Source organism: Nonomuraea antimicrobica, from assembly GCF_039536965.1.
GTDB classification, from domain to species: Bacteria; Actinomycetota; Actinomycetes; order Streptosporangiales; family Streptosporangiaceae; genus Nonomuraea; species Nonomuraea antimicrobica.
Genome location: NZ_BAAAZP010000057.1, coordinates 40358 through 54377 on the forward strand (window position 1 = coordinate 40358; position 14020 = coordinate 54377).

Genomic DNA, 14020 nt, shown 5'->3' on the forward strand with positions numbered 1-14020 from the left:
CCGTCTACCGTTCGCGGTGACCTTTCCGGCGGGAAGGGGTCGGAGTCAGCGGGTGGCCTGGACGTAGGCGAAGTCGCTCACCAGGCGCGCGGCCAGCTCGGCGGCCCCGACGATCACGGCGTCGTCGCCCAGCGCGGACGCGGCCAGCCGAGGCACGTGCGGGATCCGGCCGACGAGCCGGTCGCGCAGGCCGGGCGTGATGAGATCGGCCGCCTCGCCCATCTCGCCGCCGGCGATGACCAGCTCCGGGTCCAGCACCGTGCACAGGTTGGCGACGGCCAGCGCGACGTAGTCGAGCGTCTCCTCAAGCAGCGCCCGTGCCTCCACGCTGCCGCTCCTGACCAGGTCGAACACGTCGGCGGCGGTGAGCGGCCGGTCCGCAGGCTCGGCGATGCCGCGCTCGCGGGCCCGCCGGGCCAGCCCGACCGACCCGACCCGGCTCTCCAGATCGCCGAAACCGGGGAACAACCGGGCCAGCGACGACCGGTCAATCAGCATGTAACCGATCTCACCGGCCGCCGCACGTGAGCCGCGGTGCAGCCGGCCGCCGGTGATGATGCCGACGCCGATGCCGGTGCCCAGCACGACGGCGACCAGGTCCTGGACGCCCTGGCCCGCGCCGCGGTGGTGCTCGCCGACGGCCAGCACGTTGGCGTCGTTCTCGACCACGACGGGGAGTCTGGTGCGGTCGTGCAGCAGCGAGCCGACCGGCACCTCACGCCAGTCGAGCGCGGGCGCCCAGGTCACGCGCCCGTCGGCGCCGTCGACGACGCCCGCGACGGCGACCCCCACCGCCTGGCTGGGCTGGCCCCGCTCGGCGGCGGCCGCACCCAGCTCGGTGACGACGGACAGCGCCTCCTCCAGGCGGATGGTCGCGCGGTCGGCGGCGTGCAGCACGTCGGGGACCACCGGGCGCCTGACCCGGTGGACGATGGCGCCGTCGAAGTCGACCAGCGCGCCCTCGGTGCGGGTGGCGCCCACGTGGACCACCGACACGAGATGGGCCCGCCCGCTGTAGCGCAGCAGGATCGACGGCCGTCCGCCGGTGGACGGCTGGTGCCCGTCGGCGACGACCAGACCCTTGCGCAGCAGCTGCCCGGCCAGGCGGTTCACGGTGGCGGCGCTGAGACCGGTACGGGCGCCGATCTCCTGCCGTGAGAGCGGCCCGTTCTGTCGCAGCACGTCGAGGATCGCGGTCTGGTTCACCCGCGAGACGGTGCCGGCGTTGGCCGTCGAGGAGATCGGACCGGACATGGCTGCTCCCTCTGGAGTTTTCTATCAAGCTGATACTGTACTCATCCCCAGCACTCAACCCCCAGCCGGCCGAAGACTGGAGACGCCGCCCGTGGTGATGCCCGGAACCGACCGTACCGGCCTGGCCGGACCGCTGCGCCGAGCGCTCGCCGAGGCCGGCTGGCTGCCGTCGAGTGGCGCCGAGCCGGCCCTGCCCCGCGAGGCGTTCCGGGGAGCGGCGGCCGAGCCGGTGGTGGGCGTCGACCTGGGCGGCACCAAGCTGCACGCGGTCCTCTACGATCCCGCCCGGCACCTGCTGCTGGATCGCGTCGAGCGCACCGATCCGCGTGGCGGTACCGCCGTGACCAGCCAGATAGCCGGGCTGGTGGCGTCGCTGACGGCGGCCGCGGGCAGCGAGGGTCGGCCGTCGCGGGTGGCCGTCGGCTGTCCAGGAGCTCCGGATCCGGTCACCGGCGCGGTCGGGCACGCGCCCAACATCCCCGGCTGGGACCGGATGAACGTGCCCGCCGACCTCGAGGCCCGTCTGGGCACCCGGCCCCTGGTGCACAATGACGCGAACCTGGCCGCCTGGGGCGAGCACGTCTGGCAGCCGGGCGGCGCTGACCTCGCGTTCGTCGCGGTCGGGACCGGGGTCGGGCTCGGCCTGGTGCTGGGTGGCCGGATGCACGCGGGCACTCGTGGCCTCGCCGGCGAGGTGGCCGACCTGCCGTTCGGCGCGGACCCGTTCGACCCGGCCAACCTGGTGCACGGGCCACTGGAACAGCAGGTCAGCGGTGGTGGCATCGAGCGCCGCTACCATGAGCTCGCCGGTCGGCGGCGTCCGGCGCCGGAGGTGTTCGCGGCCGCGGCGGAGGGTGACGGAGCCGCGGTGCAGGTGCTGGACGAGTTGGGCCGGCTGCTCGCGTTGGCGCTGCGGGCGGTCCGGGCGATCGTCGATCCGGCGACGTTCGTGCTGGGCGGCGGGATCGGCTCGCGGCCGGAGACACTGGCCGCGACCCGGCGCTGGCTGACCGTGACCGAGGGCGATTCGCTGCAGGTCAGGACCAGTACGTTCGGGGCTCGTGCGGCGGTAGCCGGAGCGCTGGCGGCCGCCGTCGCAGCCTGATCCCCAAGAGTTTCCACTCACTACGACGAGAAAGATGCCCACCAAATCCGTTCGGGGGTTCCAGGGGCGATCTTTCGCGAGTACCTTCACAGAGATCAGGGATCCGCCTGGAGTTTCGATTCTCCCTGAGTAGATCCCTCGCTCGGCATGCCCTCAACCCCCGAAGGAGCGGCAATGGCCAGGACGATGACAGGACGATTGGTGACGGCGGGAGTGCTGGCGGTGGTGACCGCCTGCTCACTGATCGGGACGGCGTCGGCCGCACCCGCCGCGGAACCGTTAGACGGGTCACCAGGATCGGCGGCGGCCACGGCGGACGCCTGCCCGGCCGGCTGGTCCACCGAGACCACGGTCTGGTTCGGTCCCCCGCGCATCGACACCGGCATCCCCAACCCGGGACGCGACGACGGCTGCACGCTGCTCGACGTCGTCTGGAAGGAGGAGCCGTTCGCCACCCACGGCGAGTTCGTCGCCACCGTCGTCCGCGCCACCCGCGAGTTCCGCGACCTCGGCCTGCTCGCCGCGAAAGAGACGAACACCATCCGCGCGGCCGCCGCCCGTTCGGCCGTCGGCGGCCCGAAGGACGACTCGGTCCCGAACACCTGCACCGATCGGGTGGCGCTGACCTTCGACGACGGGCCGTCGTTCTACCGCGACCAGACGCTGGCGATCCTGCGCGAGAAGCAGGTCACCGCGACGTTCTTCGACACGGGCATGCGGATCGACGCCAACCCGCGGCTTCCGGCGTTCGAGCGGCGCGAGGGGCACCTCGTGCTCAACCACACCTACGAGCATCCCAACCTCAACCAGGTCACCGTACCGAGGCTCCAGGCCGAGATGCGGACCACCGAGGAGGCGCTGGACCGGGCCGGCGTCGAGCGGCCGTTCGTAGGCATGCGCCCGCCGTTCCTTGCGGCGAACGCCCAGGTCAGCGCCGAGCTGGCGCGGCTGGGCTTCACGGTCATCAGAGGTGACATCGATGCGGAGGACTGGCTGCCTGACCGGCCGGCCGAGCAGTTGCGGGCCGACATCGCCGATGGCATCGCCGACGGACGGCGGAACATCTTCCTGCACGACGGCCCCATCGACACCGTCGCCGGGCCGGAGTTGATGAAGGCGCTGCCGCTGATCATCGACGACATCCGGGCGGCCGGGCTGTGCTTCGGCACGTTCGACAGCACCGGTGCGATCGTCGCCGACCGGTACGTCTCAAGCGGTGACCCGATCCCGTCCGTCGTCAACGCGGTGCCGTACCTGCCGCTGAAGTTCGGCGGCGGGGAGCCGCCGGAGCCGTACAGGATCATCACCCCCACGCCGGTCGCCTCGGCTGAGACGAAGGATGAGACGACGCCCAAGACGACGGGCGAGACGACGGGCGAGACGACGGGCGCGGCGTCGGCCACGATGACGAGGGTCGTTCGGCCGGTCACAGCCACGAGCGCCGCGTCCGACGAATGCCCGAACGGCTGGTCCCCGGAGGAGACGATCTGGTTCGGTCCGCCGCGCGTCGACACCGGCATCGCCAACCCCGAGGGCTCGGACGGCTGCACTCTGCTGGACCGCGTCTGGGAGCGGGAGCCGTTCGCCACCCACAGCGCCTTCGTGTCCGCCGCCCGCACGGTCGCCGACGAGTTCGTCGCCGACGGCCTGCTCAGCAGCCGGGACCGGGCCGGCGTGGTCTCGGCCGCCGCCCGCACCCACGTCGGCGGCCCGCGCGACAAGTCCGTCCCGAACTCCTGCGACCGCAGGCTGGCCATCCAGTTCGACGACGGCCCGTCACACTACCGGACCGAGACGCTGCGGATCCTCCGCGAAAAGCGGGTGACCGGCGTGTTCATGGACACCGGCACCCGGGTCAAGGCGAACCCGCACTTCGCCAGGTTCCAACTGGACGAGGGGCACGAACTGCTCAACCACACGTACAGTCACGCGAACCTCAACCAGGTGCTGGCCAGTGAGGGTCCCGACGGTGTCCGCCGCGAGATCCAGGACGGGGAGGCCGCGTTCGCCGCCGTCGGCGCCCCGATCTCGTTCAAGGGCATCCGCCCGCCGTTCGGCGCTGCGAACGTGCAGGTCCGGCAGATCATCGCGGACATGGGCTACACGGACTACATGACCCGTATCGGCACCGACGACTGGGTGCCGGAGCGCACGCCGCAGCAGATCAGCGACGCGATCGTCGAGCAGCTGTACCCGGGCGCGATCATCTCGCTGCACGACGGCCCCTACGACAGCCCGGCCGGCCCGGGTACGAACGGGGGACTGGCGCTGCTCATCGACGCCGCCCGCGAGCGGGGCTACTGCTTCGGCACCGTCGACCACCACGGTGGGGTGGTGGCGGATCGGTTGATCCCGACGAAGCAGCCGATCCCGGTGGTCAAGAATCCGGTGCCGTACGCGCCGCTCATCTTCCCGGGTGAGCCGCCGGAGCCGTACGTGATCCTCGACTGACGCAGGAGACGGGTGCCACGGTCACCACAACGTCGTGGACGGCCCGGGACTTGGGGCGGCGGAGCCGACTCCGCCGCCCTCAGGCCGGTCCGAGCGCCTGCATTCAGGGTCCTTGCGAGGCTGCCGGCGCTCACGCGGATCACTGGGGTGCGGTTCGGAAATACGCCGGAAACGGGCCACGTGGGTAGTGGCGTCTGATCCCTCGCCATCGCTGGGCGAAGATCTTTTCGATAACCCCGGCCACGTTGCTGACCTGGCACCGCAACCTCGTGGCGAGGAAGTGGGACTACAGCAATCGTCGTCGTCCCGGACGGCCACCCACCCCGGCCGCGGTCAAGGCTCTCATCCTGCGCATGGCCGCGGAGAACCCGAGGTGGGGCCACCGGCGCAGCCACGGTGAACTCATCCGTCTCGGCCACAAGATCGCCGCCTCGACCGTCTGGAACATTCTGAACCGGGCCGGGATCGACCCCGCTCCGCGCCGCAGCGGGCCGACTTGGAAGCAGTTCATGACGGCCCAAGCCGAGCACGTCGTCGCTGTGGATTTCTTGCACGTGGACACCGTCAATCTCACACGCTTATATGCCCTGGTCATGCTCGAACACGGCAGCCGCCGGGCCCACCTACTCGGCATCACCGCCAACCCCACCGGATCGTGGATCGCCCAGGCCGCCCGCAACCTCCTGATGAACACCGGCACCGAGATGACGAAGCCGAAGTTCCTGATCCGCGACCGGGGCGGTCAGTTCACCGATGCCTTCGACGCGATCTTCACCGACGCCGGCCTGCGGATCATCAAGAGTCCACCGCAGGCCCCGAAAACGAACGCACACTGCGAAAGGCTCATTGGCACCCTACGCCGCGAATTCCTGGACGGCATGCTCATCGTCAACGAGCACCATCTCCGCCGAACCCTCACCCGCTATCTGGAGTACTACAACACGGCCCGACCTCACCGCGGCATCGGACAGATGTCCCCAGCGCAAGCCGAAACAGGACCGCCAACACCCATCGACCTGGCCGACCAACGAGTCCACCGCAGGACCATCCTCGGCGGCCTCATCAACGAGTACCGGATCGCCAGCTAATCAGGTTGCCGACTGACACCGCCCCGAGAACCGGCAGGTCAGACACCGCATCCTATTGATGAGCCCCACAGGAAGAAGATCAGCGCCCCGACGGCCGCGCACATCCACCGCGCGCCGAAGGGTAAGAACGGGCCCGTGGTGGGGCCGTTCTTCGAGGCCAAGGGCGGCCTGCCGGCCAACGTCAACGGGCTGGCGGGCAGCGCCACGACGTCGGCGGCCGTGGCGCGGCGCATCTGGAAGAACCCCAGGAACTGGTACGCCAATCTGCAGAATGCCAAGTTTCCGGGGGGTGCGGTGCGGGGTCAGCTCTATCGAGGGGACTGGTGAGTGACCGGCCGGAGTGGGTGTGGACGCCGGCCGTCACCTCATCGATCGTCCTTGTCGGGCGCGCTCAGCCAGCGGCCGATCGACCCGACGAACGTGATCACAGATCCCGCCAGGATCAGCGACGAGCTGACCAGCCCGTCCGCCTCGGGCGGCGTCATGCGCGAGTAGATCAGCGCGCCGGTCATGAGAACGAAGCCGACCACCATAACGGCCCACCACACCTTTCTCATGGACGCGCTACCCCCTGCCGGGCTGCTGGGTGCCTATCGTCGCGCTCTCGTGCCCATTGGTGACACGGTAGGTGACGACAATTCCATGGCCCTTGTTCGCCGCCCCGATGGCGACCGAGAAGACTCCCGAGAACACGCTGACCATGCCGCATGCAAGTCCTATCAGATGAGTTACCGCGATGAACATCGCACACGCGCCCGTGCCCCAGGTGGTGTTCTCCAGGACCGTCTTCAGCAGATTGCTGTCCTGGTTGTTGAGATAATACTCGCACTTCCAATCCAGCGCCTCGTATACATCCTTCGCCCGCGGGCAATTCGATCCGCTGTAGCCGGTGTCACCGACGCAACCCGTTTCACCGAACTTCTGCGCGCACTTCATGTACCAGTCGTCGACGACCGAGCAGTCTTTAGAGCTCTTCGCTTTGAGGCAGCCGAGCATGCCGTCCTGTACGCCGTTACAGAAGGCGTCGCCGTGCGTCCCGCCCTTGAACGAGGTGTTCCGGCACGCCATGTACCCCTCGGCGTACGGCTTGCAGGTGTTGTGCCCCAGAAGCTGTCCGCCGCCCGGCGCCGGAGAGCTTCGGCATTCCACGTAGTCGTCCGCGGTCGTCGAGCACATGTCCTGATTGGCCCTGCGGTTGCGCAGGCAATCGCGGTACAACTGCGACCCTTGGTCGCACATGTCCTTGCCGTAGCCCTGGGTGTTCTTCTGGCGGCATTGCTGGTAGTCCTCCGCACCCGCGTTGCAGTCGCCTCTTCCGGTGCCCTGCGATCTGCACTCGATGTAGTTGTCGGACACATCACGGCACATCGTCTTGCCGGACTTGCCGGCGGTGGGGATGCATTCGCCGTAAGCCGTTCCCGCATCCCGGCACGCGCTCTTGCTGCCGCCCGCGGATGTCGTTCCCATATGGCTCTTGGCATCCGCGCGACAGTCGCCGTAGACGTCCTTGCTCCCCGTACAGGTGTTCTTGTTGTTCTCCTTCCTGCAGGTCGTGTATTCCCGCTCGGCCTCCGTGCAGTAGGACTTTCCGTAGTCCTTCACGCACCGCCCATGATCGGCGATGATGTCCCCGCACGTCTTGGACTTCTTCTTCTGCTGCTTGCATTCGCCGTACGTGTCGACCGGGTTCGTCTTCTTCTTGGACTTGTGCCCGTCCGGGTCGGTGTTGGTGAGGGGGTTGGCGTTGGCGTAGGTGTAGCGGTTGAGCTGGATCGACGGGTCAGGGCTCTGCGTGAGGGTGTCGCGTGAGACGAAGCTGCCCGTGGCGGGCTGGTACCAGCGGGCCGCCATGTTGATCATGCCGCTGGCGGGGTCGGTGTAGCCGCCCTGGTAGCCGAGGCTGTGCTGGGCGCCGCTGCGGGTGATCACCTCGCCGAACGGATCGTAGGCCACCGAGTCGGCCAACGCGGTTCCGTCCGCGGTGAAGGTGCCGATCAGGTCGCCGCGCAGGTCGGAGAAGGCGAGCTGGGCGCCCACCCCCTCGCTGATGCCGAGAGTGCGGCCGAGCGCGTCGCGGCCGACGGTGGCCGTCGTGACACCGTTGGCGCCGGTGACGGTGACCAGGTTGTTGCTGGTCCCGTCGTAGGTGAAGCGGCTGGTCTGCCCGCTCTGCGTGCGGGTCTCCATGCGGTCGAGGGCGTCGTAGCCGTAGGTGACGGCGTCGTCGCTGATGAGCCGGTCGAAGGCGTCGAACTTGGCGATGCGGACGATGCCGGCCGAGTCCTCCTTGAGGGTGCCGCGGGCGGTGTAAGTGTAGGTGTGCCCGTCACCCGAGGTGAGCCGGTCGCGCTCGTCATAGGTGTAGGTGTTGTCGCCGGCCTTGACGCGGTTGCCCGCGGCGTCCCATCCGTAGTCGGTCTTGTTGCCGTCCGGTGCCGTCCAGGAGGTGAGCCGGTTGGCCCGGTCGTAGGTGTAGGTGTTCTTCCCGGCTCCGGCGGTTCCGGCGGTGGTCTTGGACGTCATGTTGTCGTCCAGGTCGTAGCCGTACGCGATGGACGCGATCGCGGCGCCCGCGGACGTGGTGAGCTTGTCCTCGGTCAGCCGGTTCAGGCCGTCGTAGCCGTAGGTGCGGCGGGCGCCGCCTGTGCCGTACACCATGCCGGTCAGGCGGTTGGCATTGTCGTAGCTGTAGTCGATGGCCTTGCCGGAGACCGGGTCCGTCGACTGGGTGAGGCGGTCGCCGTCGTCCCAGGTGAAGGTGGAGGTGCCGGCGCCGTCGGTGCGCTGCACGAGCCGGTTGGCGGCGTCGTAGGCGTAGACGTTGAGGTCGCCGGTGACGGCGCTGTTGGTCTTGAGCAGCAGGCCGCGATCGTTGAGGCTGAAGGTCAGATCGTTGGCGGTGACCAGCCGTCCGGCCTGGTCGTAACCGAACGTCTTGGCCTCGGTGTCGGCCTCGGCGCCCGTCCCGCTTTCCTGGACGAGCCGGTTGAGCTCGTCGAAGGTGCGCTCGACGCGCACCCCGCCGGGGGCCAGGGTGACGGTCGGATTGCCGCTCGCGTCGTAGCCGGCGGTCCAGGTGCGGTCCTTCAGGTCCTGGTGCTGCGCGGTGGACGGCTCGATCACCGTCTCGGTGAGGCCGAGGCTGTTGTAGGTGATGTAGGTGGAGTGGCCGCGCCCGTTGGTGACGCGGGTCTGCGCGCCGGCCGCGTCGTAGCCGAAGGTGCTGGTGATCTGCTCGCTCGCGGAGACCGGCTCGACCAGCTCGGTCATGCGGTTGGCCGCGTCGTAGGAGCGGGTAACGGTGTGTCCCTCACCTGACGTGGCGCTGATCGCGTTGCCGGCCGGGTCGTAGCCGATCTCTCTGGTACGCAGCGCCATGCCGTCGGTGTTCAGCTCGCGGGTCTCGATCTTGCGCCCGGCCAGGTCGTAAAGGGTCTGGGCGGTGAGCCCGAGTGCGTTGGTGGTCGTGGTGGGGCGTCCGGCCAGGTCGTAGCCGAAAGTGGTGGCGTTGCCGAGCGCGTCGGTGTGCTTGGTGAGCTCGCCGGTCGCGTCGTAGGCGCGGGTCGAGGAGTCGCCGGTGGGGCGGGTGGTCTTGGTCAGCCTGCCCGCGTCGTCGTATTCCAGCTTGGTGACGTAGATGCCGGGGGTCGGCCGGCGCTCGACGGTGGTGAGCGTGATCTGCCGTCCGAGGTCGTCGTAGGTGGCTTCTGAGCGGGCTCCGGTCGGGTCGAGTGTCCACAGCGACTCGCCGAGCAGGTCGTAGCCGAACGTCCACGTCCCGGCGGCGGCTTCGCTCGCGGGCGGGTCGGTGACCTTCACCTTGCGGCCCAGCACGTCGTAGAGGGTGGTGGTGGTCTGGCCCCGCGGTGAGGTGCTCTTGACGATCTGGCCGGCCGCGTCGTACTCGGCGGTCGTGGTCGGGGTGACCGGCTGTCCACCGGGCGGGGTGTAGGCGGGGGCGGTCTGGGTCAGCACGCGCCCGGCCCGGTCGTAGGTGGTCGTGGTGGCGCGGCCTTCGGCGTCGACCTTGTGGGTCGGCTCGGCGAAGGTGTTGTAGCCCACCTTTGAGGTGGGCCGCTCGCTGGCTGCGGCGCCGCCGTTGCGCTCCACCTGGACGGCGGGCATCTGCAGCAGCACCGGCAGTTTGGCCGCGTCGTAGGTCACGTTCGTGGTGAAGTCGGCCGGGTTCGCGCCCGCGACGTTGCCGCGCGGGTCCGTCGTCGCCGTCACCAGGCCTCGATCGTCCACGGTCAGCGTGGTGACCAGGTCGCCGCCGTCGTTGTGGACGGATTGCTTCGTCGGCTGGTTGAGCGCGTCGTACTCGAACTCGGTGACCTCGGCTCGGGTCGTGCCTGCGCCGGTGCGGGTCACCTTGGTCACGTTGTTGTTCGCGTCGTAGGCGAAGGCGGTCTTGCGGCCCAGCTTCTCCGGATCCACCGTCTGCGAGGCGATCCGCCCGGCTGCATCGTAGACGGTGTCGACCAGTAGGGTGCCGCCGCCGGTGGTCTGCCGGGTCAGCTGGCCGGCCGCGTCGTACACCTTCGAGTCCTGCACGACGTCGCGGCCGGTGTCGGAGCCGTTCAGCTTGGCGCCCTTGGCGATCTGCTCGAACGGCAGGTTGTCGGCGTAGTAGGTGTAGGCGGTGGTGCGGCCCATCGCGTCGGTCTTGGACGCCAACCGGCCCGCCGGGTCGTAGGCGAGGGACTCCAGCACCACGTCCGCGGCCGGCTGAGGGGCGAGCGGGTTTCCTGTCCATCCCTTCAGCACCGTGGTGGCGGGCTCGCCACGCGGCGTGAAGGTGTAGGCCAGTGTGGCACCGCGCGGGTCGGTGGAGGAGACCTTCTGTCCCTTGAGGTCGTAGCCGTGCCTGGTGACCGCTCCCTCGGGCCCGGTGATCGTCTCCTGACGGCCATGGGCATCGTAGGTGTGGGTCTCGGTCCGTGGGGCGTCGCCGCCCGTCAGGTCCGCGTCGGTCTCGGTGAGTAGCAGGCCGTCGGCGTCGTAGGTGGCCGACCATCGCGGCGTGTGGGTCTTGCCGGTCACCTCGTTCTTGACCCCGGGCCCGGTCCTGGTCAGAACCTTGCCCAGCCCGTCGTAGGTGATCGTGGCGGTCACGCCCTCGGGGTGCGCCTTGGAGATCTCGGTGGTGGCGGTCACCCGGCCGAGCGGGTCGTGGGTGTGCTTGCGCTCCAGCCCGGACGGCAGCGTCTCGCTGACGAGGTCACCGGCGGCGTTGTAGGCGTAGGTGGTCTCGTTGCCCTTGAAGTCCTTGGCCGATTTCACCAGGCCCGCCGGCATGGTGCCGCCGTCGGCCGCGGGCTCGCCGCCGTCGGTGTAGGTCTTGCGTGTGCTGCGACCGGCCGGGAAATCCTCCGTGGCCGGGGTGGTGACCTCGATCTCCTCTCCGTACGAGTTGTGCCGCCAGGAGGTCATGTACGTCTCGTCCGTGGCCGAGCCCGACCGGCCGTCCCGCTGGGCGGTCTTCAGGTCGTTGCGCGGATCGAACGGTTTGTCGTGGTCGATGGAGTAGTTGTAGTACTCCGTCGAGCAGTTCGCGCCCGCCGTCCGGCACGTCTTCTTCCACAGCAGGTTGCCGCGCTCGTTGAACGCCACCTCCGCCACGTTGCCGTTGGCGTCGATCATCTTGGCCGGGTAGCCGCCGATGTCGTACGCCCACTTGGTGGTCGCGCCGACCTGGTCGGTCTGCGACACCGGCCGATACCCGCGCTGCGCGTCCGCCACATGGGTGACCACGCCGTCGTACGGGTCGGTCACCTTCACCGTCATGAACGTCGACAGCGTCGTCTGCTTCTCGTACACCGGCTCGGCAAGGGTCCACTTGCCGCCGTTGACGTCGACCTGCGTAGCCAGCCGCCCGCCGTCGGGGTTGTAGGTGTTGACCACCGAGACCCGGCCGGACGGCATCGTCACCTGCGTCAGCTGCGGCTGCGGCTTGCCTGCCGCGAAGTGCCGTGCCACCGCCGCCGCGCCGAGCGGCTTGCCGTAGACCGCGACCTCGTCGAGGTCGCCGTTGAACGGGAAGACCGCGGCCGTGCCGGTCGTGGACGGCCAGGCCGGAGAGGCCTGACCGGACCCGATCCTGGTCTCCAACATCTCGCTGTGCTGGATCGTCCCGGTCAGGGTGCCCACGGCGACGCCGTCCAGGTAGAGCGTCTGCTTGTGCTCAGCAGGCACCGAGGTCGTGGCCGGCTTGGTCTCCGTCGCCGACAGGACGACATGGTGCCAGGCCCCGTCGTTCACCGCCGCGGAGGAGGCGATCGGGGTGTGCGCGATCGTGGACGGGCCGGTGTAGAACTGGCCGCGCAGCTTGCCGTCGGTGCCCACGTACACCGTCGGCATGGACGTCGCCGGCGTGTTGCCGTCGGTGTCCTGCATACCGATGATCGTGCCGGAGGCGGTCGTCTTGAACCAGGCCTCGACCGCCACCTCCCCGCCCTGGCCGCTCACGGCGTTCCGCGGCAGTTGCACGAAGGTCGAGGTCGCCGCGCCCTTGAAGCTCATCGCGGTGTCCGGCGACCCGGCCGGCGCGCCCGGCATCCGGGCGCCGAGGTCGGCCGGGGTCGTCCCGTTCAGCTTGGCCTGCTCCTCGGTGATGTTCCAGCCAGCCGCGCTCGCGACGGTGGTGCCGGTGCGGGTCTCGGCCTCGTTCAGCCGATAGTAGTACTCCGGCCGCGAGTCGGTGATCACGCTCTTGTACTTCGAGCCCGCTCCGTACGTGTAAACCGTGCAGGCGGTCGCCGACGTCGGCGGGCACGCCTTGACCAGCTGATCACCCTCGTAGGCGTAGGTCCAGGTCAGCGGCTTGCCGTCGACCGGGTCGGTGGACACGGTCCCGACGTGGGCGCCTGCCCAGGTGAACGTGAGCGACCGGCCGCCCGTCGCGGTCACCTTGGTCAACTTGCCGTCGGCGCCGCGGGTCAGCTCCTGCGCCCGCCCCCGATGGTCAGTGATCTTGGTGAGGCGGCCGGAGGCGTCGAACCAGTAGGAGGTGGCCGACTTGTCCATCAGTCGCCAGCCGCCCGCCTGCTCGGCGGCCAAGGTCGCGAACGTCCCCTGCGGAGGGGCGAAGGTGCCGTTGCCCGTGGGCGCGAATCGCATCTGCTCGCCGCCCGGGTAGGTCACCAGCAGGCTGCCGGTCGGCTCCACCTCGATCCGCATGTCCCAGCGGGTCGTCCACCCGGTGCCGAACATGCCGTCGGTGCGCGGGTCCAAGCTGTTGTAGGTACGGCTCACGTTCAGCGGCGGCCCCACCACCGCCACCGAGGCGTCGGTCGCGGTGTGCGCGAAGTTGCCCGAGGTGTGGTTGAACTCGCGGCCCTGCGTGCCGGGGGCCAGCAGCCCGTTGATGCCGCCCTGCTCCGGCGCCGGGGTGAAGGTCCGCCACGAGGAGGTCACCGTGGTGTACGTCGTGGCGGCCTTGGCCATCCACGAATACGTCTCGCCCCACTTCAACCGCTTGTCGTCGACCCGCCAGACGCCCTGCTTGGACCACTCTTCGCTCTCCTGCGCGGAGTCCTTGCACCAGCGCCAGTTCGGTGCGCTACCCGCGCAGAGCTGGAACCAATACTTGACCTCGCCGCCGTTGAAGGGCCGCGCGTTCGCCGACAGCACCGGCGTCAGGGCGTCCACCTGGCTGCTGTTCGCCGGGGAGAACGACTCGAACGGCAGCGCCGCCACGGTCGCGTACACCCATTGCGACCACGGCCCCGACACTCCGGAGGTGGTTGTGGCCCGTGCCCGCCAGCGGATGTGCCAGCCGTCGGTCAGCTTGTCCGCCGGGATGGCCGTCCAGGCGTTGGTGCCAGACGCGTACTCCTTGTCGGAGGTGCCCGACCAGATCAGGCCCGTGCCCTGGCCGGACTTCTCCGGGTCGTGCTCCACCTGGACGTCGAGCTTGCCTGGCCGGTTCTCCGGGTCGGTCACCTTGGCGTACATCCAGGGCGTCAGCGACTCCGCCGTCCATGACGCCGTGCCCCGGATCGCCGGGCTCATGCCGAGGCCGTCGATGCTCGGCTTGCGGAGGTCCACGGTGGCGTTCTGCCACTCCGACCATTCGCCTGCCGTGCCCGTGGTGGTGACGCCGCGGACCCGCCAGCGGAGC

Annotated in this window: 7 protein-coding genes; 4 read left to right on the forward strand and 3 right to left on the reverse strand. The window is 69.5% G+C overall.

The genetic code is table 11. The annotated features are described in order from the left end of the window. Positions 1 to 45 precede the first annotated feature (45 nt). Positions 46 to 1254 carry an ROK family transcriptional regulator gene (locus ABD844_RS15675; RefSeq protein ID WP_344877476.1) on the reverse strand — a complete coding sequence of 403 codons (1209 nt, stop codon included), beginning with the start codon at positions 1252 to 1254 and terminating at the stop codon, positions 46 to 48. A gap of 97 nt (positions 1255 to 1351) precedes the next feature. On the opposite strand from ABD844_RS15675, the gene ABD844_RS15680 reads away from it, so the two are divergent. From ABD844_RS15680 to ABD844_RS15695, 4 genes are all read left to right on the forward strand, one after another. Then, a complete protein-coding gene (locus tag ABD844_RS15680; RefSeq protein ID WP_344877487.1) occupies positions 1352 to 2359 on the forward strand; it encodes an ROK family protein in 1008 nt (335 codons plus the stop codon). A gap of 174 nt (positions 2360 to 2533) precedes the next feature. After that, on the forward strand, positions 2534 to 4810 hold the full coding sequence (locus tag ABD844_RS15685) for a polysaccharide deacetylase family protein (RefSeq protein ID WP_344877478.1): 2277 nt from the start codon (positions 2534 to 2536) through the stop codon (positions 4808 to 4810). Positions 4811 to 5055: 245 nt separating this feature from the next. Further along, entirely contained in the window at positions 5056 to 5898 is an 843-nt protein-coding gene (locus ABD844_RS15690) for an integrase core domain-containing protein (RefSeq protein ID WP_344877480.1), read from the forward strand. A 78-nt stretch (positions 5899 to 5976) separates the two neighbouring features. Then, entirely contained in the window at positions 5977 to 6225 is a 249-nt protein-coding gene (locus tag ABD844_RS15695) for a CHRD domain-containing protein (protein ID WP_344877488.1), read from the forward strand. A 38-nt stretch (positions 6226 to 6263) separates the two neighbouring features. Here ABD844_RS15695 and ABD844_RS15700 read toward each other — a convergent pair whose 3' ends face one another. After that, the gene (locus ABD844_RS15700; protein ID WP_344877482.1) at positions 6264 to 6431 is read right to left on the reverse strand and encodes a hypothetical protein; all 168 of its coding nucleotides are present in this window, start codon (positions 6429 to 6431) and stop codon (positions 6264 to 6266) included. A 31-nt stretch (positions 6432 to 6462) separates the two neighbouring features. Next, positions 6463 to 13947, reverse strand: a complete 7485-nt coding sequence (locus ABD844_RS15705; RefSeq protein WP_344877484.1) for an RHS repeat-associated core domain-containing protein — start codon at positions 13945 to 13947, stop codon at positions 6463 to 6465. Positions 13948 to 14020 lie beyond the last annotated feature (73 nt).

What these genes read in the sequence shown, in the direction of transcription:
- ABD844_RS15675 (WP_344877476.1), bottom strand. Translation starts at nt 1,254, where the DNA reads ATGTCCGGTCCGATCTCCTCGACGGCCAACGCCGGCACCGTCTCGCGG.
- ABD844_RS15680 (WP_344877487.1), top strand. Translation starts at nt 1,352, where the DNA reads ATGCCCGGAACCGACCGTACCGGCCTGGCCGGACCGCTGCGCCGAGCG.
- ABD844_RS15685 (WP_344877478.1), top strand. Translation starts at nt 2,534, where the DNA reads ATGGCCAGGACGATGACAGGACGATTGGTGACGGCGGGAGTGCTGGCG.
- ABD844_RS15700 (WP_344877482.1), bottom strand. Translation starts at nt 6,431, where the DNA reads ATGGTGGTCGGCTTCGTTCTCATGACCGGCGCGCTGATCTACTCGCGC.